This window comes from Euzebya sp. (genome assembly GCF_964222135.1).
Taxonomy (GTDB): domain Bacteria; phylum Actinomycetota; class Nitriliruptoria; order Euzebyales; family Euzebyaceae; genus Euzebya.
The window spans coordinates 14,716-35,553 of sequence record NZ_CAXQBR010000092.1 but is presented as its reverse complement, the minus strand read 5'-3'; the positions used below and the strand labels follow the sequence as shown (position 1 = coordinate 35,553).

The following is a 20,838-nucleotide window of genomic DNA, read 5'->3' as shown; positions in this document are numbered from 1 at the left end:
GGGATGGACGGCGACAGGCAGGCGGTGGGGCGGGTGGGACCCGGGGCCCCGCCGCTACCGGCGGCGAGCGCGGATGACCAGGCGGGTGTCCGGGCTGAGCGGGCCGCCCTCGAGCCCGCCGAACACCTCCACCTCGGCGAAGCCCGCCTCGCGGACCATCCCGACCAGCTCGGTGGCGGTGTACATCCGCACGTCGAAGTGCCGCTCGGTCCCGTCGACGAACCGGACCGTGCGGTGGGCGCGGCCGGTCACCCAGTCCACGTGCCCGAACTCGACCCCGCCGGTCGTGCCGATCGGGTGCTCGGCGCCGTCCTCGGCGATCTTCGCCAGCCGGTCGCGGTGGTTCGTCTCGATCACGAGCACCCCGTCGGGGACCAGCACCTCGTGCCACGCCCTGATCGCCGCCAGATCCTCCACGTCGTCGTCGACGTACCCGATCGAGCTGAAGAGGTTGAGGACGACGTCGTAAGGGCCTGGCGGCGGACGGCGCATGTCACCGCGGACGTACGACGGCCCCGGGTTCCGCTCGGCCGCGATCGCGAGCTGGTCGGCGGACAGGTCGAGCCCGGTCACCTCGTGGCCGGCGGCGTGCAGCAGCCCGGCGTGCCGCCCGCCCCCGCACGGCACATCGAGGATCCGCAGCCCTCCCGCGCCGCCGACGAGGGCCAGCACGCCCGCGACCTCCTGCGCGGTCGCGTCGAACGCGCCAGCGGCCGCCCACTCGTCGGTGTAGCGGCGATCGAAGAAGCCATCCCACCACGGGTCACCCATGGCGGAAGCCTGCCACGGACGCCATGCTCCGCGGATGGACATCCGCGCGACCGACGACTACCTCGCCGTCAACACCGCCGCGTGGGGCGGTCGCACCGAGTCCGAGACCGCGCTGGCGCAGCGGGCCTGGGCCGCGGACGTCCCCAGCTGGGGCATCTTCGGCCAGCCCGACGAGGAGGTCGGTCTGATCGACGACGTCGCCGGGAGCGACGTCCTCGAGGTCGGGTGCGGCACCGCCTACGTGTCGGCGTGGGCGCGGCGACGTGGCGCACGTCCGGTGGCCCTCGACCCCACCCCGGGCCAGCTGGCCATCGCCGCCGCCCAGCAGGCCGCCCGCGACGAGCACTTCCCGCTGGTGCTGGCCCGCGGCGAGCAGCTGCCCTTCGCCGCTGCCGCCTTCGACCTCGTCGTCAGCGAGTACGGCGCGGCCATCTGGGCCGATCCGCACGCGTGGATCCCCGAGGCCGCACGGGTCCTGCGCCGGGGCGGGGAGCTGCGGTTCCTCGGCAACCACCCCCTCCTCATGGCCTGCTCGCCCGTCGACGGGACCATGCCGGCGCGGGACCGACTGCAGCGGAGCTGGGTGGACATGCACCGCTTCGACTGGCCCGAGGTGACGCTCCCCGCGACCGGCGACCGCCCGGCGGTCACCGAGCCGGCGGTGGTCGAGTTCCACCTGCCACCGGGGGCGATGATCCGCCTGCTGCGCGACAGCGGCTTCGAGGTCCTCGACCACATCGAGCTGACCGCGCACCCGGACGCCGTCACCTCGCACGAGTTCGTCACCCCGGACTGGGCCGGGCGCTGGCCCCACGAGCAGGTGTGGAAGGCCCGACGTCGCTGAACCCCTGAGTCGCTGAACCCCCTGAGTCGCTGAACCCCTGAGTCGCTGAACCGTGCGGCCGCCGACCTGTCACACCGTCCCCCTACCGTCAGCGGCGATGGGCGCCGCCGACCTGCACTGCCACACCACGTACTCCGACGGCCACGCCGGCCCGTACGACCTGGCCCGCATGGCGTGGGCCAGCGGGCTCGAGGCGCTGGCGATCACCGACCACGACACCGTCGACCACTTCGACGAGTCGGCGGAGGCCTGCGCCACCTTCGGGCTGACCTGGATCCCGGGGATCGAGCTGTCCGCCGAGGTGCCCCCACCCGCCGGCGTGGAGGGGCCGGCCCGCAGCGTCCACCTCATCGGCCTGTTCGTCAGCGACGCCGACCCGTCGCTGCGCCGCGAGCTCGACCGGTTGCGGACCGCGCGACGGGACCGGGCGCTCGCGATGGTCGCCAAGGTGAACGACATGGGGGGCGCGATCGATCCCGAGCAGCTGCTGGTCACCGCGGGGGCGGCCCCCCTCGGCCGTCCGCACGTCGCCCGCGCGATGGTGGAGGCGGGGCTGGTGCCCACGGTCGGGCGGGCGTTCGCCGACTACCTCGGCGAGGGCGGCCCCGCCTACGTGCCGAAGGGGGCGCTGGGGCCGGTCCGCGCCGTCGAGCTCATCCGCGGCGCGGGGGGCGCCGCGGTGCTCGCCCACCCCACCTGGGGAGGGGTGGACCAGGCCCTCCTCGACGCGATGTGCACCGCGGGGCTGGCCGGGATCGAGTCCCCGCGGGAGGCCTACGAGCCCGACGCGGCCCGGGTGTGGCATCGTGTCGCCACCCGCCGCGACCTCGTGGTCACGCGCGGCACCGACTTCCATGGTGCGGCACAATCGGCCACCATGGGTGCAGACTGTAGCCAGGACGACGTGGTCGACGAGCTGCGTTCGCGGGCCGGAGGAGAAGTCAGCCAGTGGTAGGACCAGCCAAACGGCTCACGCCGCTCCCCATGTTCGTGGTCACCAGCGAGGGGCCCCTCAAGGGCCGCGTCCTGGTGGTCGACGCCGACGAGCAGATCCTCGGCCGGCGGTCCACATCGGACCTCGTCCTGGACGACCCCCACGTCTCCCGTGCGCACGCCGCGGTCCGCAAGGCCGCAGGTGCCGTGCTGATCGAGGACCTCAAGTCGACCGGCGGGACCTGGGTGAACGACGAGCAGGTCCAGGGCTCGGCCGCGCTCAAGCACGGTGACGTCGTCAAGTTCGGCAACGTCGAGACGCGCTTCGAGGACCGCGGGGCGAACATGTCCGGCGACGACGACACCGAGGTGCTCGAGCTCGAACCGCTCGAGGCCAAGCCGATCCTGTCCCCGCGGCAGGGTGAGGTGCTCGAGTACCTGCGGGAGGGGCTCACCAACCCCGAGATCGCGGAGAAGCTCGGCGTCACCGAGCGGACCGTGAAGGCGCACTGCCAGGAGGTCTTCGACCGCCTCGGCGCGCGGAACCGCACCGCCGCGGTCGCCGCCGCCATGCGCATGGGCCTGTTCGAGGACTGAGGGCTTGTTCCAGGACTGACGGCCTGTTCGACGGCGTCTGCGAGGCCTGCGGGTCCCGCTAGAGTGAGAGGGCGCCGGCAGGTAGTGGCGTCCACCCTCCACATAACCCGCTCGGAGACTTTCGTCTAACTGGTGGGAGACCACCGTTCGGCCTTGCCGAGAGGAGCCGTCAGGCTCCGCGTAGGTGCACGTCGACGGGTCTCCCCGACCTGCACCCTGTCGACCCTCACGGGTCCGGGTGCCGGAGTGGCAAGCCGCTCTGAGACGTTGCGTTGCCGGAGGGTGGACACCACTGCCTGCCGAACCGCGTCCGGCGACCGATCAGCCGTCCTCGGCGTCCGCTGCGGGCGGTTGCGGCGGGAGCAGGCGGCCCAGGTTCGCGAGCGCGGCCGGTGAGGGGGATGCGGCGGCGCGGTTGGCGGCCTGCAGCTCGGCGTACACCTCCTCGCGGGGCACCGCGACCGACCGGGGGGCGCGGATGCCGATGCGGATCTGGTCTCCGCGCACGTCGAGCACGGTGACGACGACGTCGTCTCCGATCATGATGCTCTCGCCCGAGCGTCGTGTGAGGACCAGCACTGCGTTCCCTTCCGTGGGGGTCGTGCGATCCTACGTCACCGCAGGCGTCGGGCACCGGTGGACCGGGCCAGGCGGTCCGGTGGGCTCAGACCGACTCCATCTCGCGGGCGTCGTCCTCCGCCGCGGCGGCCTCGGCGGCGGCCGCCTCCGCCCGGAGGGCGGCGAGGCGCTCGGCCTCGGCCCGTGCCACCTCGAGCTCGGCCAGCCGGATCGCCATCGCGTTCTCGTGCTGGTAGCGGTCGATGACCCGGAACACCGTCGACACCCCGAACCAGGCGAGTGCCAGCGCGGCGAGGTAGCGCACGCCGGCGTTCGCGAGGTCGCTCGCGTTCATCAGCGCCATGTCGCTCAGCACGGGCGCGCCGAGCACCACCGACAGCCCCACGATCAGCGGGAACCGCCAGACGGTGTTGATCGACTTCGCGGGCTCGGTCGACCTCGTGGTGTCCGTCGTCATCGCAGCACTCCGTTCCGTCGCGCCTCCACCTGGGCGGTGAAGACCTGTCGTCTGATCACATCGGCGTCCGAGGGGGCGAGCTGCTCGAAGGTCAGCCCGACCTCGCAGCGGTCGGGACCCTCGGAGATCCGGGTCACCTGCGCCCGCGCGTCGACGGCCTCGCCGTCCACCACGAGCCGGACGGCCACGTGGGCGCCCTGCGGCGGCGGGGGACCGTCCAGGAACACGCGTGCCCCGCCCTCGCTGAGGTCGCTGGTCCAGCCGCTGGTCGCGTGCTCGTCGGCGTCGAACGCGAACGCGACGCCCGGTCGTTCGGACTCGAGGTCCTCCACGACGATCTCGACGGCGACCGGGGCGCGCACGTAGGCGCGGCGCTGGGTCCGACAGGTCGTCCCGGACGCCTCCAGCCGGACGTGCCCGCCGTCGGCCAGGACCATCGTGGCGGGCCGGGTGTACGCGCCGTCGGCGTCGGTCCAGCGCACCATCGCCTCCACCGGCGCGTGCGGGACGAGCAGGCCCGCGCGCGGGCACGGCGTGCAGATGAGCTCCTCGTCCTCGGCGAGCAGGACCGACGCGTCGAAGGTCTGCACCCGCCAGCTCAGCTCGACCAGCGACCCCGCGGCCGGCCAGCGCGCTCCGGCGTCGCTCATGCCGCGATCGCCCCCGCGAGCGCGTCGGTCCACGTCTCCGGGGTCGCAGGCACGCGGTCCAGGTAGGCGACGGGGACGCCGAGGGCGAGCACGGCCCACGGGGTGGAGGTGTGCTCGACGTCCTCGAGGGCGAGCCCGTCGACGCCGCCGACCTGCTGGAGCCACACCTCGACGTCCTCGGTCTTGCGCGAGGCGGCCACGACGCCGATGACCTGGTGGGGGTCGAGGGTGTCGACGACCGTGCGGGTCCACTCCTTGTCGGCGCCGCGGAGGCCCGGGCCGCACTCGACGGCGACGAACGTCGGGGTGGCGCGGCGGCGCCAGCTCAGGCGCTCGCGCTGGGCGTCCTCGGCGTCGGTGATGCGCTGGGACTCCGGGACGGCCTTGCCGCGGTAGGAGGCGGAGGCGAGCACGACCGCGTCGGGGTCCGCGTCGACGGCCTTCGCGAGCTGCTTGCAGAGGCGGAGGGCCTGGGCCCGCTCGCCGACGACGGCGACCACGACGCCTGTGGTGTCGGGCAGCTCGGCCATGGTGGGCAGCCCGCGGAGGGCCGTCATCACCGTCGTGCGGGGGAGGTTGCCCCGCTCGAGCCACGACATGAGGCGCGCGGTGCGCTCGTCCGCGGCGAGGACGCCGGCCGTCTGGACGGCGGCGAGGTCGGCGGTGTCCGTCAGGTCGGCGCCACCGACCGGCTCGACGGCCCTGTGAGCGGCGTCGGGCACCTCCGCGGCGGGGACCGGGACCTGCCCCGCGTCGGCGGTGCCTGCGGCGACGGCGGCAGCCGCGGCGTCGGCGATGGCCTCGTGGTCGACGGTCGGGATGTGCGGGTGGCTGGTGGCGAGGCCGGCCGGACGGGTCGGCGCCGGAGCCAGTCGCGCGCCGACGGCGTCGGCGATGTCGGGACCGGCGTCGGCCGCTATGCGCTGGAGGACGTCGTTGAACGCGCCGCCCTCGGTGCTGATCCGCGGCATCTCGGCGGTCGACAGCGGCTCGAAGTCCGCCGGTGCGCTGGTCGGACGTCCGGCGAGCAGGTCGCCGAGGCGGTGGGCCACCGAGGTGTCGTCGGGGGTCACGTCGCGGGTCGGGGCCTCGGCTGCGACCCCGGACTCCGCGGCGCTGACCCGGTCGGCCAGGTCGAGCAGGGACGCGGAGACCGACGAGACGCTGGCCGCGCTCGCCGAGGCGCCGGTGGGTGCGGGGTCGGTGGGCGCGGGGCCGGTGACCCCTGCGCTGCCGTCCGCGGCACCGGTGCTGTCGGTGCTGGACCGCCCGGCACCCGGTGTCGCGTACACCTCGTAGGACTCCTTGGCGAAGAAGCCGCCCAGCCCTCCGGACCGGATCTTGTTGGCCTCGACGATCTCGGCGTCGCTGCCGAGGACGGTGCGGACCTCGGCCAGCACCGCCTCGATGGAGGAACCCTCAAACCGCTGCGGGGTTGCCAACGTTCACCACTCCTACGGTCTCGACTGTCAGTTGGGGGCCGATCTCGGCGTAGCCGAGCACCGGCAGGCGGGGGATCACCTGGGACACCAGGCGGCGCAGGGCCGGCCTGGCCTGCGGGGAGCACACGATCACGGGGGACTCGCCCTGCTGCTCGGCCTGCTCGGCCAACCGCGCGACCTCGACGGCGAGGCGCTCGGACAGCTGGGGGTCCAGGGCCAGGAACGACCCGGTCGCACCGGGGCGGACCGCCTCGACGACGGCGTGCTCGGTCATCGGGTCGAGGACCAGGACGGCCAGCCGGCCGTCGACGGCCAGCGCCGAGGAGATCGCCGGGCCGAGCATCGCGCGGACGGACTCGACCAGCGGCTCGACGTCGCGGGTGTGCTGGCCGCGCTCGGTCAGCACCTCGAAGATCCGGACCAGATCGGTGATCGGCACCTGCTCGGCCAGCAGCTCGGCCAGGACGCTCTGCACGTCGCCGAGGGTCAGCTGGCTGGCGGTCAGCTCCTCGCCGACCGTGGGGGCCTGGGCCTTGACGAGCTCGGCGAGCAGCTTGGTGTCGGTCCGGCTGAGCAGCCGGGCGGCGTTCGTGCGGACGACCTCGGCCAGGTGGGTCGTGATGACCGACGACCGGTCGACGACCGTGGCGCCCATGACCTCGGCCTGCTGGCGGTACTCCTGGGGGACCCAGCGGGCCGGCAGGCCGAAGACCGGCTCGACGGTCTGGGTGCCCGGCAGCGCGGCGATGCCGGTGCGGGCGGGGACGTCGCCGCCACCCTCGCCCAACGCCGGGGTGTCGTCGCCGATGACGAGGACGTGACCGACCGGCGCGGTGCCGCGGCCGAGCTCGACGCCGTGGACGCGGATCGAGTAGGTGCTCGGGGGCAGCTCGATGTTGTCGCGGGTGCGGACCAGCGGGATGATGATGCCGAGGTCGCCGGCGACCTTCCGGCGCAGGGCCTTCACCCGGTCGAGCAGGTCGCCGCCGCGGGCGGGGTCGACCAGGTCCATGAGGTCGTAGGCGATCTCGAGCTGCAGGCTCTCGACCTGGACGTCCTCGAGGATGGCCTCGGGGGAGTTCGGGTCGGGCAGCGCGGCGCGCATCGCCTCGTCCTCGCGCTCGCGCTCGGCCTCGGCGGCCCGGCGCTTGGCCTCCTCGGGGTCGGGGAGCTTGCTGGAGGTGAGCCACAGGGCGGCACCGACCGCGACGAACGGCACGAACGGCAGGCCGGGGAGCAGCGCCATGAGGGCGACCGCCACGCCGCCGAGGCGGATGGCGCCGCGCTGGCGGCTGAACTGCAGCACCACGTCGGTGCCCATGTCGCCGGCCGTGGCCGCGCGGGTCACGATGATGCCCGAGGCGATGGAGATCAGGAGCGCGGGGAGCTGGGAGACCAGGCCGTCGCCGACGGTCAGCAGGCTGAAGGTGGAGACAGCCTCGCCGACGTCCATGCCCTGTTGCACCACGCCGATCACCAGGCCGCCGATCAGGTTGATCGCGGTGATGATGATCGACGCCATCGCGTCGCCCTTGACGAACTTCGACGCACCGTCCATCGCGCCGTAGAAGTCCGCCTCGGCGGCGACCTCCTCGCGGCGCTTGCGGGCCTGGGCCTCGTCGATCAGGCCGGCGTTCAGGTCGGCGTCGATCGCCATCTGCTTGCCGGGCATGGCGTCGAGGGTGAACCGCGCGCCGACCTCGGCCACGCGGCCGGCGCCGTTCGTGATCACCATGAACTGCACGACGACCAGGATGAGGAAGACGATCAGGCCGACGACCAGCGACCCGCCGATGACGAAGTTGCCGAACGCCTCGATGACCTTGCCGGCGTAGCCGTCCAGCATGATCAACCGGGTGGTCGAGATGTTGAGGGCCAGCCGGAAGAGGGTCAGGACCAGCAGCAGCGACGGGAAGACCGCGAAGTCGAGGGGTCGGTTGACCTGCATCGACGCGAGGATGACGAGCAGCGCGGCGGCGATGTTCATCGCCAGCAGGAGGTCCAGCAGCGCAGTCGGCACCGGCACCACCATCATCACGACGATGAGGATGACGGCGGCCGGGACGGCGATGGGGGCGATCGAGCGATTCCGCAAGGTGGGCACCTGGTGCAGGCGTCAGCCGTCCTTGGGGATCTTCCGTCGCGCCGCCGTCCGTGGTCTGCGCACCCCTGTCATCGGCTGCACGGCGGTCGGCCTTAGCGGTCACCGCCGATCGGGTCCGCCGGTCCCTGGGTGCAGGGGGGTGGCCGATGGGGTGCCCTTCGACCGTGTCGGACCGGGGGAGACTGGTCCGAGGACGAGCACGGGGGTGCCGACGCAGATGGAGATGGAGCTGACCGCCGGATCCGAGGTCCGCTACGTCGGGCCGGAGATCGGTGACCTCCCGCACGGGGCGGCGGTGGAGGTCGTCGAGGTCGGCGACCGCCGGGACGGCCACGCCCCGCCGGGGCACCCGCCCCGACGGGTCGTGGTGCGCACCCCCTCCGGTGCGCTGGTCTCGGTCAGGTCACGTCACCTCGACGTGATCTCGCCACCCGCCTGACGCAGCGGCGGTGCGGGAGGCTCCTGACCGGCCGCTGCCCGGCGGACGAGCTGGTAGCCCGGTGCAGCCACGGCGAGCGCTGCGGCGCCCACCAGCACCGCGGTCGAGATGGTGGTCGCGTCCGCGAGCGCGCCCAGCCCGATGGCGCCGATGCCCCCGCCGACGGACGCCATCAGGCTGTTCGCCGACAGCACGGTGGCGCGCCGTCCCGGGTCGGTCACCGCGCGGTGGAGGAGCCCCTGGTGGACCGGGTTGGCCGCGCCGTGCGCCGCCATGGTGCCGACGAACGCGCTGACGATCCCGAGGGGACCGGACGCCAGCCCGATGCCCACCACGGCGGCGGCCTGGACGGCCAGCAGCGCGGTCCCGGCCCCGGTCGCGCCGAGCAGCCGGGTCAGCCGAGGTGCCATGCCCGCGGCGATGGCCGAGGCCCCCCATCCGGCGGCGCTCGCGGGCCCCATCAGGGCTGCGGCGGCGGCCGGCTCGTCGAGGACCACCTCGAGGCGTGCCGGCGTGTGGACCTCGAAGGCGATCATGCCGAGCCCCCAGAGCAGCTCGATGCCGACGAGCGCGACCAGCGCGCGGCTCCGGCGGACCATGCCCAGCGCGTCGCGGACGATCGAGGGGACGGCGAGCGCCTCGGCCCGGGTGCGACGGACCGCGCTCCGAACCCGTCCCGCACCTGCGGGCGCGTCGGTCGTCGACGGGCGGACCTCGACCACCAGCCGGTGGATGGCGGCGAGCTCGACGATCCGCAGGACGAGGGCGGCCAGGACGGGCAGGACCAGCGGGTCGACGGCCGCGACGGGGTCCCAGGCGACCAGGCCGCTCGACACCAGCGTGCCGGTGGTGATCGCGAGCCCCAGCACCACCCCGCCGGTCGCGAGCGCCCCCTCGATGTCGGCGTCGGGGTCGGCGGCCTGCGCCGCGTCGACGTACCAGGCGTCGAGCGGGCCGCTCTCGAGGGCGCGGTAGACCCCCTCCAGGGCGAAGGTGGCCGCCAGCAGCCACACGTCCCCCGCGACGGTGAGGAGGGTCAGCGCCGCGATCTGGAACCCGCCGGCGAGCAGGAGGACGCGACGTCGGCCCAGCGCGTCGGCCAGCCCGCCGGTCGGCAGCTCGAGCGCCATGACCGCCACCATCTGGGCGGACAGCGCGACCCCGACCTGGGCCAGGCCCAGCCCGCGGTCGAGCAGCAGCAGGACGAGCACGGGCATCGTGATGCCGGTGGGCAGCCACCGCAGCCCCCGCAGGACGAGGAACCGCCGTCGGGCCTCGCGCACGGTGAGGCTCGCGGTCACAGCCCGACCCCCGCGCTGGCGCGCCGGGGTCGCCCCCCGGCCTGTCCTGCGACCGCTCCCAGGCTCGCGGTCACAGCCTCACCTCGCGGGCGGGGAAGGCGTCGAGCAGGACCAGGACGTCCTCGGTCGGCTCGTCGTCGGGCGCGGGATCGGGTGGGGCCTGCTCGTACCGCTCGACGAGGGCCCACACCTCGTCCTTGAACGCGGCCAGCTGCGACGGGGTCAGGCGCAGGCGGAGGTCGGTGGTGGTCGCGGCCTCGCGCCACGCCCGCGGCCAGTCGTTGCGGGTCACCAGCCAGTCGTCGCGCCACAGCGCCTTCTGCCGGTGGATCGAGCCGAGCAGCCACTCGTTCGCCGCCCGGTCGTCGGGGTCGTCCTCGAAGTCCGCGTCCGACCAGGACGTCATGTCGTGCGCCGCTCGCCACCACCGCTCGCGAGCGGTGCCCCGGTCGGGGTCCTCGGCGACCAGCCCGACGTCGGCGAGCTGGCGCAGGTGGTAGCTCGTGGCGCCGGTGTTGGTCCCGAGCCGCTGGGCCAGCTTCGCCGACGTCGCGGGGCCCTCGAGCCGGAGGGCGCTCAGCAACCGAGAGCGGAGGGGGTGGGCGAGGCACTGCAGCTTCGCGGAGTCCAGGTGGACCCGGCGGACCTCGGACGGGCGGTCGGCATCGCGCATGAAGCGCACACTACCATTGCAAAGACATTGTGCAAAGGAGTTGTGCATTACGCGACGTGGTCAGGGTGCCGGCGCCAACTGCACGCGATCCGGTCCCGCCGCTCGCCCCGCCAGCACGCCGTCCGGGAGGGTGCCGGACGACGGGCAGTTCCGCCCGAACACCGACAGGACGACGTGCAGTCGGGTGCTGACGCTCTGGGTTGCCTACGTCGGCACGAGCTCCGAGGACGGGACTGCCCCGCGGCGGGGCTTCTCGAGCGCCGTCAACGGCTCGTGGGCGGTGGCGAACGGCGACTCGTGCGTGCCCGCCGCGCGGCCCTTCGCGCGCAGGGCGTAGACGAAGGCGAGGACCCGGGCGACGGCCTCGTAGAGCTCCACAGGGATCTGCTGGTCGATCTCCACCAGCCGGTACACGGTCCGGGCGAGGGGGATGTCGCGGACGATCGGGATGTGGGACTCGTCGGCCAGCTCGCGGATCCGGTCCGCGACCGCCCCGGCGCCCTTCGCGAGCACCTTCGGGGCGCCTGCCGTCGGGTCGTAGCGCATGGCGACCGCGATGTGGGTCGGGTTGACGATGATGACGTCGGCGTCGGGGACGGCGGCCATCATCCGGTTGCGGCTCATCGCCATCTGCCGTTGGCGGATCTGGCCCTTCACCATCGGGTCGCCCTCGTTCTGTTTGTTCTCCTCCTTGACCTCCTGCTTGGTCATCTTGATCTGCTTGTCGATCTGCTTCTTCGACTGGAGGTAGTCCGCGGCCGCGATCGCCAACCCGATGATGGAGACGTTGCGGAGGACCCCGAGCGTCGACTCGGCGATCAGCCCGGCGACGGCGGGGACGTTCATGGTGCTGCCGCTCGCGACGAGCGTCTCGTAGATCGTCGTAATGGGCCCGACCGACACGATGACGATGGCGGCGAGCTTGAGGAGGTTCTTGACCGTCTCCCAGGCGGCGCGCATCCCGACCATCTGCTTGATGCCCTTGAAGGGGTTCAGCTTCTTGAAGTCGGGCTTCATCTTCTTCGGCGCCCACCCGATCTGGGCGACCTGGGAGCCGACGCCGAGGAGCATGGCCAGTAGGACCGGCGGGGCCATGACGAGGGTGCCCCCGAGGATCGCGTCGCCGAAGAAGCCGATCAGCTCGCCCTCGCCGCCGTCCAGCACCTGCTGGATCGACGTGAGCATGCCGCGCAGCTGCTCGAAGCCGCTGCGGACGACCATCGGCATGAGCCACGCGGTCGTCAGCAGCATCAGCCACCCGCCGATGTCGTTGCTGCGCGGGATCTGCCCGTCCTTGCGCGCGTCCTTCTTGCGCTTCGGACTCGGCTTCTCGGTCTTCTCACCGGCCTGGGACTGCGCCATCTAGCGCCCCCCGAGGGCCATGGCGTCCGAGACGCCCGCCTCGACCAGGGTGGACACGATGCCGGGCAGCAGCGGCAGCGCCACCGCGACGATCACGATCGTCACGAGGATCTTCAGCGGCATGACCGCCAGGAAGACGTTCATCTGCGGCGCGGCGCGGGCGACCAGGCCCTGGCCGACCTCGATCAGGAACGCGACGGCGATGATCGGGGCCGCGATCTCGACGGCCGCCAGCAGGAAGTGCCCGAGGTTGCCGATCAGCAGCTCGCGGAGGTTCGTGAGGTCGAGCCCGGACACCCCGATCGCCTTGAACGACTCGATGAACCCGCGGACGATCAGCAGGTGCCCGCCGACGGCGAACAGCAGGGTGACGCCGACGGTCTGGTAGATCCGCGCGAAGCCCGACCCGGTCCCGCCGGTCATCGGGTCGAACGCCGGCTGGATGCTGATGCCGCCGAAGATGTCGATCAGCTCGCCGGCGGCGCCGATGGCGGAGAACAGCAGGTTCACGAGGAAGCCGAGGGACAGGCCGAGGACGACCTGGAAGCCACCGGCCATGATCAGCGGGCCGATCTCGACGGGGACCTGCTCGGCGGCGAGCACGGGCGCGGCGTACACCGCGAGCGTCGTCGCGAGCCCGACCCTCACCTGCACCGGCACGATGGGGGAGTTGAGGGGCGGGATCACGAGCAGCCACGCACCGGCCCGGACGACGGCCAGGAGGAAGCCGGTCAGGAGGTACTGGTCGATCTGCAGGTCCATGGTGCGGGGGGGGGGGGCGGCCTAGCCCAGCAGCGCCGGGACCATGTCGAACAGGGCGCGGGTGAAGCTCACGATCTCGCTGAGCATCCAGTTGCCCGCGACGACGAAGACCACGACGACGCCGATGAACTTCGGGACGAAGGTGAGGGTGACCTCCTGGACCTGGGTGACGGCCTGCAGCAGGCCGACGATCAGGCCGATCGCGAGGGCCACGATCAGGACGGGGGCGCCGAGCTTGACGGCCAGCCAGAGGGCCTGGACGCCGATCTCCATGACCTGGGTGTCGCTCATGTCGCGAAGGACTCCAGCAGCGAGCGGACGACGAGGGTCCACCCGTCGACCATGACGAAGAGCAGCAGCTTGAAGGGGAGGGACACGAGGACCGGCGGCAGCATCATCATGCCCATGCTCATCAGGACCGAGGCGGTGATCAGGTCCACGATGAGGAACGGGATGAACACCACGAAGGCGATGATGAACGCGGCCTTGAGCTCGCTCAGGACGAAGGCCGGCACCAGCGAGGTGAAGGCCACGTCGTCCGGCGTCGCCGGTCGTCCCTCCCCGGAGGCGTCGACGAACAGCGCCAGCTCGGCCTCGCCGACCTGCCCCATCATGAACTCGCGGATCGGCGCCTGCGCCAGGCCGATGGCCTCGCCCTGGTCGATCTCGGAGGCGAGCAGCGGCTGCAGGGCGACCTCGTTGATCTCCTGCAGCGTCGGCGCCATCGTGAAGATCGACAGGAACAGCGCCAGGCCGACGACGATCTGGTTCGGCGGCACCGTCGGGAGGCCGATGGCCTGGCGGACGATGCTCAGCACGATCACGATCCGCGTGAAGCTGGTCATCATCACCAGCAGCGACGGCGCCAGGCTGAGCAGCGTCAGCAGGACGATGATCGTCAGGCTCTGCGACGGCTCCTGGACGGTGTTGCCGAGGTCCAGGTTGAACTGGGCCTCGGGGCCGTCCCCGGCGACGAGCCCGGCCGCGTCCGCGGCGGCGGCGTCACCGGGCTGGGGTGCGGCGGCGTCGATCGGGGCGACGCGGTCGGGGACCAGCGGCGGGTCGAGGGGGGTCTGGGCCGCGGCGGGCCCGGCCAGCACCACGATGAGGATCACCGTGAGCAGACTGAGGACTGCGGAACGTAGGCTCCGCGGGTGTGAGGAGGTCACGGTCGGCTGCTCCAGCCGACGCGCGAGGCTCAGATCATCGTGGCGCTAGCGCCTGACGGTCCTGGCTCGCAACGTCTCGAGGGCCTCCGTCCATGCTGACTGCCCCCGCTCACCGGGCATGCCGCCCAGGTCGGGGATCGAGGCCGCGATCCGTGCGGCGCCGATGCCGGCCACCGAGGTGGCCTCATCTGAATCGAGACGGGCGTCCGGCCCGTCGAGGTCGAGTGCGATGCGGGTCAGGTCGAGCTCCGCCGCCCGGTCCTCGTCGACCGCGCGGGTCTCGATGCCGGAGTGGAGGAGGGTGACCTGGGTCTCGGTGACGCCGAGGACCAGCTCGCGGCCGGCGGCTCGGACGATCGCCACCGAGGCACCCCGGGTGAGGGGCGCCAGGGAGGCGACGTCGATCGGGGTGCGGACGACCGCGGCGCGGCCGCGCTTGGCGCCGCTGCTCGCGGCGGCGGCCTGCGCGCGTCGCAGGAGCTTGGCGGCCAGCAGCATCAGCCCGACGACCACGCCCATGGAGATGGCGAGGCGGAGGGCCATGGCGGCGAGCGAGACGTCGGGCATGGCTACTGCGCCACCCGGAGGGGGTGGCGGGCGCTGTCGGCGCCCATGCCCATGATCTCGGTGATGCGGATGCCGAACTCCTCGTCGATCACGACGACCTCGCCGCGGGCGATGAGGGTGCCGTTGACGACGACGTCCACCGGGCTGCCGGCGGCGCGGTCGAGCTCGATGATCGAGCCGGGGCTGAGGGCGAGCACCTCGCGGACGCTCAGCCGCGTGCGGCCGAGCTCGGCGGTGACGCCCATCTCGACGTCGCTCAGCATCGTCATCGGGTGCGCCGAGCCGGGCAGCGAGGAGAGGCCGTCGAAGGAGGCGAAGTCCGCGGGGTGGGCCTCGCCCACCGGCTCCGACACGACGCGCTGGCGACCGGGTTGGGGGGCGGCACCTGCCTGGGCGACGGGGACCGCCTGGGCGACCGGGGGCTGGCCGACAGGAGCCTGGCCGACAGGGCCTGGCTGGTCCGTGTAGCCGCCCGCGGGCTGGCCGAGGGGCTGGTCGACGAGGGGCTGGCCGACGGCGCCCGCATCCGCGGCTCCGGCGTACCCGGCGTCCACGAGGGCCTGGTCGGCGTCGACCTCGTCTGCGTAGGCCGGGTCGAGCACGCCGACGCCCATCAGCTCGTCGCTGATGACCATCCGCAGGCCGACGGTGGCGCGGTGGGTGCCGGCGTCGTCCAGCGCGACGCTGACCGCGTCACCCGGTCCGGTCGCCAGGGCCTCGTCGGCGGCGACCTCGGTCCCCTCCCCCGGGGTGGGGGCGGCGCCGTCGAAGAGCGGGGCGAGGTCGGCGGCGATGTCGATGACGACCCGGTCCAGCGCCTCGGCCGCGGACGCGGCGGACTCCTGGCTGGCGAGCGCCTCGGCGGTGTCCGCGGTGAGGGCGATGACCAGCGCGGCGTCCGGACCGAGCTCGAAGCGGACCGCGACGGCGTCGGCCGGCAGCGCGTGGGCGTCCGGGTCGCTCGAGACGACGACCTCGCCGGCGTCCATGGCGAACGCGGCGGGCAGCCGGTCGCCGATCCGGCGGGCCACGGCCTGTGCGGTCTCGTGGAGGAGTGACTCGCTCATCAGAGGTCCTCGTCAGCGGGGGTGGTGGTCGGGTGGGGGGAGAGCTCGCCCAGGGCTGCGGACACGTCGTCCGGGCCGTGGGCCGAGGGGATGACCAGGGCGGCGGACCGCCGGCCCTGGCGCCCCGGCATCGCCGAGAAGCAGGGGACGCCGCCGACGGTCACCGTCAGCGGCTCGGCCACGCGGTGGCGCAGCGGCAGGACGTCGCCGGTCTGCAGCTCGACGATCTCCTGGGCGGACAGCGTGACGGGGTTGAAGTGCACCGCCAGGTCGACCGGCGCCTCGTGGAGGTGGTCGGTCAGCATGGCCTGCACCTGCCCGAGGTCGTGGGCGTCGGCGTCGTGGGACCGCTTGGACTCGGTGTAGGCCTCGAGCGCCGGCTGCAGCATCAGGTAGGGGAAGCACAGCGATGCCTCCCAGGTGTCGTCCCCGATGGCGATGTCGTAGGTGGCCACGACGACCATGTCGCTGAGCGCCACGATCTGGGCGAACTGCGGGTTCGACTCCGTGGAGGTGATGCGCGTCTCGACGTCGAGGAAGGACTCGAACGCGTAGGTCAGCTCACGCATGACCCGCTCGAGCAGTCCGCGGAGCACCCCGATCTCGATCTCCGTGAGGGGCCGGTCGGGGTGCGTGTTGCCCCCGGGACCGCCGAGGAGCCGGTCGACGATCTCCATCGCCGCGTGCAGCGGCAGGTGGAAGATGCCCTGGCCCGGCAGCGGGTCCACGGCGAGGATCGCCATGAACGTGGGGCTCGGCAGCGGGCTGACGTACTCGTCGTAGGTGTGCTGCTCGATCGCCGCGATGGAGATCGGCGTCAGCGCCCGCAGGGTGCTCGACAGGATCGTCGAGAACTGCCGCGCGAAGGTCTCGTGGACCAGCTGGAGCGCGCGCACGTGATCGCGGCTGACCTTGTTGGGACGCTTGAAGTCGTAGGCGGATACCTTCCGCTCACGGGGCGTCCCGGTCTGGTCGACCGTGATGAGGGTCGACACCGCGGGTGCTGCTGAGGCGCTCACGTGGACTCCGATCGGCACGATCGGTCCACACCTGAGAACCTCGTCGCTACTGCATCACGAACTCGGTGAAGTACACCGCGACGATGTCCTCCCCGTAGGTGTCCGACAGCGCGGCCAGGAGCGTCTGCTTCGTCCCCTCGCGGGTCCCGGGATCGGTCAGGGCCTCCATGGTCATGGGGCCGAACAGCTCGATCATCGCGTCGTAGATCGGGGCGGTGGGCGGCTGGGTCGCCGAGGCCTCCGCGGAGAGCTCGACCGCGACGCCGAGCTTCAGGAAGTGCCCGCCGTTGAGGTTGATCGTGACGGACTCGAGCTCGAGCAGGGTGCCGAGGGGCGTGGGCGTCGGCGTCGGCGTGGCCTCGGCGCCCTCGGTCTCGGCTGCCTCGGCACCGTCGCCGCCGCCACCGATCAGGCCGCCGGCCATCGCGCCGCCGCCGAGCACGGCCAGGGCCACGACCACGGCGGGGATCAGCATGCTCCGCTTCTTGTGGCCACCCTCCTCGCCGCCCTTGGCCTTCTTGCCGTCGGCCTGGCCGGCGGCCGCCTGCGCGTCCGCGTCCTTCTTGCGCTTGGCCATCAGCTGTCGCCTCCCGACTGCGAGATGAGGCGCAGGGGCGGAGCCGTGACGTCCGTGGTGGACGGAGCGGCCTCGACACCGTCAGCGAGCTGGACGGCGAGCATCTGTGACAGGGCCACGATGCCGGCGCGGTAGTACCGCACGCGCTCGATGACCTCGTCGATGTCCTCGGTGACGACGTGACGGGTGCCGTCCACCAAGGTGATCACGGTGTCGGGCGTCGCCTCGATGCGTTCCATGAGATCGGGGTTCAGCGCGAAGCGCTGCCCGTTGAATCGAGTGAGGCGTATCACGGCACCGTCCCTGGCGACCTAGTGGTGGAATCCCGCGGCCGATCCGTGGCCGCTGGCACCCGTTCCATCGGCGTCCCACGGGGGAGCTTTAGCCCTCGGTGCACAAATGCGGACGGCCGGTGCCGCTGGGGCACCGGCCGTCCGCGGGGGGGAGGGGGAGGGGGCAGGTCCCCTCGGTCGGCTCCTCGGTCGGCTCGTCCGTGGGCTCGTCGGTCGGCTCGTCGGTCGGGGCTTCCGCGGTGGCGGCGGCGTCGACGGCCGCCTCCACCGGGTACGTGATCGCGGCGGTGCCGCCGTACATGACCAGCAGCTCGGTGGGCGCGATGGTGCCCAGGTAGGCCTCGACGGCGTCCGGCAGGAGGTCCGGCCGGGTCAGCAGCAGCGGGATGTCCCGCCGACCGGCGTGCGCGCCGCCAGCCAGGCCGTCGGGGAACGACGTGCCGCTCGCGATCGCCGCACCGCTCGCCTCGGGGTAGCGCTGCTCGGCGACCAGGGCGCTGGTCGCGAAGACGTCCTCACCGGCGATGGACTGGGCGTCCGGGACGGCCTGGGCGGCCGTCGCGCCGATCGCGAGCACCTCGGCGTCGGGGTGCTCGGCCAGGTACGCACTCGCGGTGGCGTCGAGCTCGGTGCCGTTCGTCAGGATCTCGACCCCGTCCTGGCTGGCCGCGAGCGAGCCGCCGACGAGGGCGTCGGGGAACGTGTTGCCGTCCGCCACCACGATCAGGGAGGGGTCGGCGACGGCGCGGCGCGCCACCTCCACGGCGGTGGCGTAGCGGGTGTCGCCGGCGACGCGCTCGACGGCGTAGCCCAGCGCCGCGATCTCCTCGGCGACGGCCGGCTCGAGCGCCGCCTCACCGCCGGAGAGGTACACGGTGCCGCCGTCAGGCAGGACGCGGCTGATCTCGTCCTCGACGACCTGGGCGACCGCGAAGCCCGGTGTCAGCAGCAGCGGGGCGTCGAGGGACACCGCGAGCGGCGCGGCGACCAGCGCGTCGGGGAACTCCTCGGCGCGGGCCAGCACGACCGCGCCGGCCTCTCCGTCGCCGAAGTCGTCCTGGCTGACCGCGATCGCGGTGTCGACGCGGGACAGGCCGGCCAGGCGCTGGACGGCGGTCGCCGGGTCGGCCGCGGTGGTCTGCGGCTCGCTGAACGCCGGTCGGGTCGGCACCTCGTCGAAGTAGCCCTCCGACTCCTGCCCCTCGACGGAGGAGGACCAGAAGATGAACGGCGCGACCTGCACCTCGTCGGGGTCGCCCAGGCAGTCCCGCGGGACGGTCATGACGTAGCGGGTCCCGTCGAAGGTGGCGTCGGCCTGGCAGGCGACCTCCACGGAGTTGTGGACGAACACGCTCGCCACGATCTCACCCTCGAACCGGCCGTAGTTCAGGTCGAACTCCTCGATGGCGTTGCCCTCGGAGTCGAGCTCGCCACCGACGTCGATGGCCGCGCCGACGGCGGAGCTGAAGCCCTCCCACGCCGGGTGGGTCGCCGGGTCCGTCGGCGCGACGACGCCGACGCTGACCACCAAGGACTCGTCGGTGTAGTCGATGCAGCCGGCGATGATGTCGGCTTCGGGCACCTCGCCGGTCAGCTCGCCGTTCGCCTGGTCCTCGACGTCCGCGAGGGCGTCCTCGATGCAGGTCGACTCGGCCCGCGCCGCGGTGGGCAGCAGGGCCAGGAGGACGGCCAGCACCACGACGGGGACGGCGGCCCGCCGTGCGGGGGAGGGGTGGAGGGCAGGACGTGACATGCAGTGGCTCCTGTGTGACGGAGGATGAGGATAGGCCGGTGGATCGTCGCTGTGACGTACTCTGCCCGATGACCCGTGCGCGCACGACGGGTTCGCGGTGATCGGGGGCCGGAACGCGGACGGCCCCGGGGAGACCGGGGCCGTCGGGTGGGGTGGGGGCTAGCGCTTCAGGTTGACGAGGTCCTGGAGGATCTCGTCGGAGGCGCTGATCACGCGGCTGTTGGCCTGGAAGCCGCGCTGGGCCGCGATCATGTTGGTGAACTCGGCGGCCAGGTCGACGTTGGACATCTCGACCGACCCGCCGGAGATCGACCCCAGGCCACCCTGGCCGGCGATGCCGAGCTGCGGCTCACCGGAGTTGGGGGAGGGGATGAAGCTGGTGTCGCCCACCCGCTCCAGACCGCCGGGGTTGTTGAAGTTCGCCAGTGCGACCTGGCCGAGGTTGCGCCGCAGGCCGTTCGAGAACACCCCGGAGATGATCCCGGACTGGTCGATGCTGAAGGACCGGAGGAACCCGATCTCGGCACCGTCCTGGCTGAGCGCGCTCATCGTGCTCTCGCCGGCGAACTGGACGAGGCCGTCGGCGTCGCCGGCCTCACCGAAGTCGAGCTCGACGTCAAGGCTGAACTGGGCTCCGCTCGCTGTGACCAAATCGCCGGCGGCCATGGTCAGACCCTCGATGTCGGGCAACCCAGTCAGCGGATCGAAGTTGACGACGTTGGCTGGGGTGCCGGTCCCGCCAGAAACGGCCACAGGCTGCATCACACCGGCTGCGTCCGGCATCTCCGCGGTGACCTCCCACTGGTTGTCAGCGAGCTTGGTCCACGTGAGCGACAGGGGGTGTGCGCCACCCTGCTCGTCCACGACGTCGATGCTCGTCACGATCGAATCCGCGACGGTCGCGTCGGCAGGCAGGTTCCCACCGATGCTGACCGATTCGGTCGCGACCGGCTCGAGGATCTGGCCGATCGGGATGCCGAGGTTGCCGATGGGGCCGTTGGTGTTGATCTGGCCCTGGGCGTTGGCGGCCCAGCCCTGCACGACCGCGCCGCTGGGCGTGACCAGCTGGCCGGCGGCGTCGAAGCTCAGCGAGCCGGCGCGGGTGTACTGGCGCTGGCCGGCGATCTGGGTGACGAAGAAGCCCTCGCCCTGGATGGCCATGTCCGTCGCCCGGCCGGTCAGCTGCACCGCGCCCTGGGTGAAGTTGGTCTGGATGCCGGCGATCGAGGTGCCGAGGCCGACCTGGGCGGGGTTGGTACCGCCGGCGAGCGCCGTCGGGGCACCGGCGCCGGACAGGATCTGGCTGAGCATGTCGCTGAACACGACCGACGACGACTTGTAGCCGGTGGTGTTCACGTTGGCGATGTTGTTGCCCACGGTGTCGAGGTACGTCTGGTGGCCGCGGAGGCCGGAGACGCCTGAGTACATGGAGCGGAGCATTGCGGTCCCTTCTCGCGCAGGATCTCTGCGCCGGTGGAG

23 protein-coding genes are annotated in these 20,838 nt (G+C 72.7%); 4 read left to right on the top strand and 19 right to left on the bottom strand.

Annotation, left to right across the window (positions count from 1 at the left end):
• Positions 1–54: 54 nt before the first annotated feature.
• On the bottom strand, positions 55–771 hold the full coding sequence (locus tag ACEQ2X_RS20160; RefSeq protein ID WP_370327666.1) for a class I SAM-dependent methyltransferase: 717 nt from the start codon (positions 769–771) through the stop codon (positions 55–57).
• A 34-nt stretch (positions 772–805) separates the two neighbouring features.
• Here ACEQ2X_RS20160 and ACEQ2X_RS20155 point away from each other — a divergent pair, with 34 nt between their 5' ends.
• The 3 genes from ACEQ2X_RS20155 (at position 806) to ACEQ2X_RS20145 (ending at position 3,145) form a co-directional block, all read left to right on the top strand.
• Positions 806–1,615 (top strand): class I SAM-dependent methyltransferase, encoded by an 810-nt coding sequence (locus ACEQ2X_RS20155; RefSeq protein ID WP_370327665.1) that lies wholly within the window; start codon positions 806–808, stop codon positions 1,613–1,615.
• 97 nt (positions 1,616–1,712) lie between these two features.
• Positions 1,713–2,570, top strand: coding sequence for a PHP domain-containing protein (locus tag ACEQ2X_RS20150; protein ID WP_370327664.1), 858 nt, complete (start codon positions 1,713–1,715; stop codon positions 2,568–2,570).
• A gap of 29 nt (positions 2,571–2,599) precedes the next feature.
• Positions 2,600–3,145 carry an FHA domain-containing protein gene (locus ACEQ2X_RS20145; protein WP_370327663.1) on the top strand — a complete coding sequence of 182 codons (546 nt, stop codon included), beginning with the start codon at positions 2,600–2,602 and terminating at the stop codon, positions 3,143–3,145.
• Between the two features lie 321 nt (positions 3,146–3,466).
• Here ACEQ2X_RS20145 and csrA read toward each other — a convergent pair whose 3' ends face one another.
• From csrA to flhA, 5 genes are all read right to left on the bottom strand, one after another.
• Positions 3,467–3,724, bottom strand: a complete 258-nt coding sequence (gene csrA, locus ACEQ2X_RS20140; RefSeq protein WP_370327662.1) for a carbon storage regulator CsrA — start codon at positions 3,722–3,724, stop codon at positions 3,467–3,469.
• An 85-nt stretch (positions 3,725–3,809) separates the two neighbouring features.
• Positions 3,810–4,181 (bottom strand): hypothetical protein, encoded by a 372-nt coding sequence (locus tag ACEQ2X_RS20135; protein WP_370327661.1) that lies wholly within the window; start codon positions 4,179–4,181, stop codon positions 3,810–3,812.
• Positions 4,178–4,831 carry a flagellar brake protein gene (locus tag ACEQ2X_RS20130; protein WP_370327660.1) on the bottom strand — a complete coding sequence of 218 codons (654 nt, stop codon included), beginning with the start codon at positions 4,829–4,831 and terminating at the stop codon, positions 4,178–4,180. The genes ACEQ2X_RS20135 and ACEQ2X_RS20130 overlap by 4 nt, the downstream gene beginning before the upstream one ends.
• Positions 4,828–6,273, bottom strand: a complete 1,446-nt coding sequence (locus ACEQ2X_RS20125; protein WP_370327659.1) for a hypothetical protein — start codon at positions 6,271–6,273, stop codon at positions 4,828–4,830. Before ACEQ2X_RS20125 ends, ACEQ2X_RS20130 begins: the two co-directional genes overlap by 4 nt.
• On the bottom strand, positions 6,251–8,377 hold the full coding sequence (gene flhA, locus ACEQ2X_RS20120) for a flagellar biosynthesis protein FlhA (RefSeq protein WP_370327658.1): 2,127 nt from the start codon (positions 8,375–8,377) through the stop codon (positions 6,251–6,253). The genes ACEQ2X_RS20125 and flhA overlap by 23 nt, the downstream gene beginning before the upstream one ends.
• 205 nt (positions 8,378–8,582) lie before the next feature.
• Between flhA and ACEQ2X_RS20115 the strand changes: the two genes are divergently transcribed.
• Positions 8,583–8,816, top strand: coding sequence for a hypothetical protein (locus ACEQ2X_RS20115; protein WP_370327657.1), 234 nt, complete (start codon positions 8,583–8,585; stop codon positions 8,814–8,816).
• On the opposite strand, the gene ACEQ2X_RS20110 is transcribed toward ACEQ2X_RS20115, so the two are convergent.
• The 13 genes from ACEQ2X_RS20110 to ACEQ2X_RS20050 form a co-directional block, all read right to left on the bottom strand.
• Positions 8,786–10,117, bottom strand: a complete 1,332-nt coding sequence (locus ACEQ2X_RS20110; RefSeq protein ID WP_370327656.1) for an MFS transporter — start codon at positions 10,115–10,117, stop codon at positions 8,786–8,788. The genes ACEQ2X_RS20115 and ACEQ2X_RS20110 overlap by 31 nt on opposite strands.
• Before the next feature lie 70 nt (positions 10,118–10,187).
• Positions 10,188–10,790, bottom strand: a complete 603-nt coding sequence (locus ACEQ2X_RS20105; protein WP_370327655.1) for a winged helix-turn-helix domain-containing protein — start codon at positions 10,788–10,790, stop codon at positions 10,188–10,190.
• 204 nt (positions 10,791–10,994) lie between these two features.
• Positions 10,995–12,152 carry a flagellar biosynthesis protein FlhB gene (locus ACEQ2X_RS20100; protein WP_370327654.1) on the bottom strand — a complete coding sequence of 386 codons (1,158 nt, stop codon included), beginning with the start codon at positions 12,150–12,152 and terminating at the stop codon, positions 10,995–10,997.
• Complete coding sequence (locus ACEQ2X_RS20095; RefSeq protein WP_370327653.1) at positions 12,153–12,914, bottom strand: flagellar biosynthetic protein FliR; 762 nt, start codon at positions 12,912–12,914, stop codon at positions 12,153–12,155.
• Between the two features lie 21 nt (positions 12,915–12,935).
• Positions 12,936–13,205, bottom strand: a complete 270-nt coding sequence (gene fliQ, locus ACEQ2X_RS20090; RefSeq protein WP_370327652.1) for a flagellar biosynthesis protein FliQ — start codon at positions 13,203–13,205, stop codon at positions 12,936–12,938.
• Positions 13,202–14,029: a flagellar type III secretion system pore protein FliP gene (gene fliP, locus ACEQ2X_RS20085; protein ID WP_370327651.1), complete on the bottom strand. Its 828-nt coding sequence runs from the start codon at positions 14,027–14,029 to the stop codon at positions 13,202–13,204. Before fliP ends, fliQ begins: the two co-directional genes overlap by 4 nt.
• Before the next feature lie 99 nt (positions 14,030–14,128).
• Entirely contained in the window at positions 14,129–14,650 is a 522-nt protein-coding gene (locus ACEQ2X_RS20080; RefSeq protein WP_370327650.1) for a flagellar biosynthetic protein FliO, read from the bottom strand.
• 2 nt (positions 14,651–14,652) lie between these two features.
• Complete coding sequence (gene fliN / locus ACEQ2X_RS20075) at positions 14,653–15,717, bottom strand: flagellar motor switch protein FliN (RefSeq protein WP_370327649.1); 1,065 nt, start codon at positions 15,715–15,717, stop codon at positions 14,653–14,655.
• Positions 15,717–16,736, bottom strand: coding sequence for a flagellar motor switch protein FliM (fliM, locus tag ACEQ2X_RS20070; RefSeq protein ID WP_370327648.1), 1,020 nt, complete (start codon positions 16,734–16,736; stop codon positions 15,717–15,719). Before fliM ends, fliN begins: the two co-directional genes overlap by 1 nt.
• Before the next feature lie 46 nt (positions 16,737–16,782).
• Positions 16,783–17,313: a flagellar basal body-associated FliL family protein gene (locus ACEQ2X_RS20065; protein WP_370327647.1), complete on the bottom strand. Its 531-nt coding sequence runs from the start codon at positions 17,311–17,313 to the stop codon at positions 16,783–16,785.
• A complete protein-coding gene (locus ACEQ2X_RS20060; RefSeq protein WP_370327645.1) occupies positions 17,313–17,606 on the bottom strand; it encodes a flagellar FlbD family protein in 294 nt (97 codons plus the stop codon). Before ACEQ2X_RS20060 ends, ACEQ2X_RS20065 begins: the two co-directional genes overlap by 1 nt.
• An 88-nt stretch (positions 17,607–17,694) precedes the next feature.
• Positions 17,695–19,359, bottom strand: a complete 1,665-nt coding sequence (locus ACEQ2X_RS20055) for a cell wall-binding repeat-containing protein (RefSeq protein WP_370327644.1) — start codon at positions 19,357–19,359, stop codon at positions 17,695–17,697.
• A gap of 159 nt (positions 19,360–19,518) precedes the next feature.
• Complete coding sequence (locus ACEQ2X_RS20050) at positions 19,519–20,799, bottom strand: flagellar hook protein FlgE (RefSeq protein WP_372530579.1); 1,281 nt, start codon at positions 20,797–20,799, stop codon at positions 19,519–19,521.
• Between the last annotated feature and the right edge of the window lie 39 nt (positions 20,800–20,838).

What these genes read in the sequence shown, in the direction of transcription:
- ACEQ2X_RS20160 (WP_370327666.1), bottom strand. Translation starts at nt 771, where the DNA reads ATGGGTGACCCGTGGTGGGATGGCTTCTTCGATCGCCGCTACACCGAC.
- ACEQ2X_RS20155 (WP_370327665.1), top strand. Translation starts at nt 806, where the DNA reads ATGGACATCCGCGCGACCGACGACTACCTCGCCGTCAACACCGCCGCG.
- ACEQ2X_RS20150 (WP_370327664.1), top strand. Translation starts at nt 1,713, where the DNA reads ATGGGCGCCGCCGACCTGCACTGCCACACCACGTACTCCGACGGCCAC.
- ACEQ2X_RS20145 (WP_370327663.1), top strand. Translation starts at nt 2,600, where the DNA reads ATGTTCGTGGTCACCAGCGAGGGGCCCCTCAAGGGCCGCGTCCTGGTG.
- ACEQ2X_RS20135 (WP_370327661.1), bottom strand. Translation starts at nt 4,181, where the DNA reads ATGACGACGGACACCACGAGGTCGACCGAGCCCGCGAAGTCGATCAAC.
- ACEQ2X_RS20130 (WP_370327660.1), bottom strand. Translation starts at nt 4,831, where the DNA reads ATGAGCGACGCCGGAGCGCGCTGGCCGGCCGCGGGGTCGCTGGTCGAG.
- ACEQ2X_RS20105 (WP_370327655.1), bottom strand. Translation starts at nt 10,790, where the DNA reads ATGCGCGATGCCGACCGCCCGTCCGAGGTCCGCCGGGTCCACCTGGAC.
- ACEQ2X_RS20100 (WP_370327654.1), bottom strand. Translation starts at nt 12,152, where the DNA reads ATGGCGCAGTCCCAGGCCGGTGAGAAGACCGAGAAGCCGAGTCCGAAG.
- ACEQ2X_RS20095 (WP_370327653.1), bottom strand. Translation starts at nt 12,914, where the DNA reads ATGGACCTGCAGATCGACCAGTACCTCCTGACCGGCTTCCTCCTGGCC.
- fliQ (WP_370327652.1), bottom strand. Translation starts at nt 13,205, where the DNA reads ATGAGCGACACCCAGGTCATGGAGATCGGCGTCCAGGCCCTCTGGCTG.
- ACEQ2X_RS20080 (WP_370327650.1), bottom strand. Translation starts at nt 14,650, where the DNA reads ATGCCCGACGTCTCGCTCGCCGCCATGGCCCTCCGCCTCGCCATCTCC.
- fliN (WP_370327649.1), bottom strand. Translation starts at nt 15,717, where the DNA reads ATGAGCGAGTCACTCCTCCACGAGACCGCACAGGCCGTGGCCCGCCGG.
- ACEQ2X_RS20065 (WP_370327647.1), bottom strand. Translation starts at nt 17,313, where the DNA reads ATGGCCAAGCGCAAGAAGGACGCGGACGCGCAGGCGGCCGCCGGCCAG.
- ACEQ2X_RS20055 (WP_370327644.1), bottom strand. Translation starts at nt 19,359, where the DNA reads ATGTCACGTCCTGCCCTCCACCCCTCCCCCGCACGGCGGGCCGCCGTC.
- ACEQ2X_RS20050 (WP_372530579.1), bottom strand. Translation starts at nt 20,799, where the DNA reads ATGCTCCGCTCCATGTACTCAGGCGTCTCCGGCCTCCGCGGCCACCAG.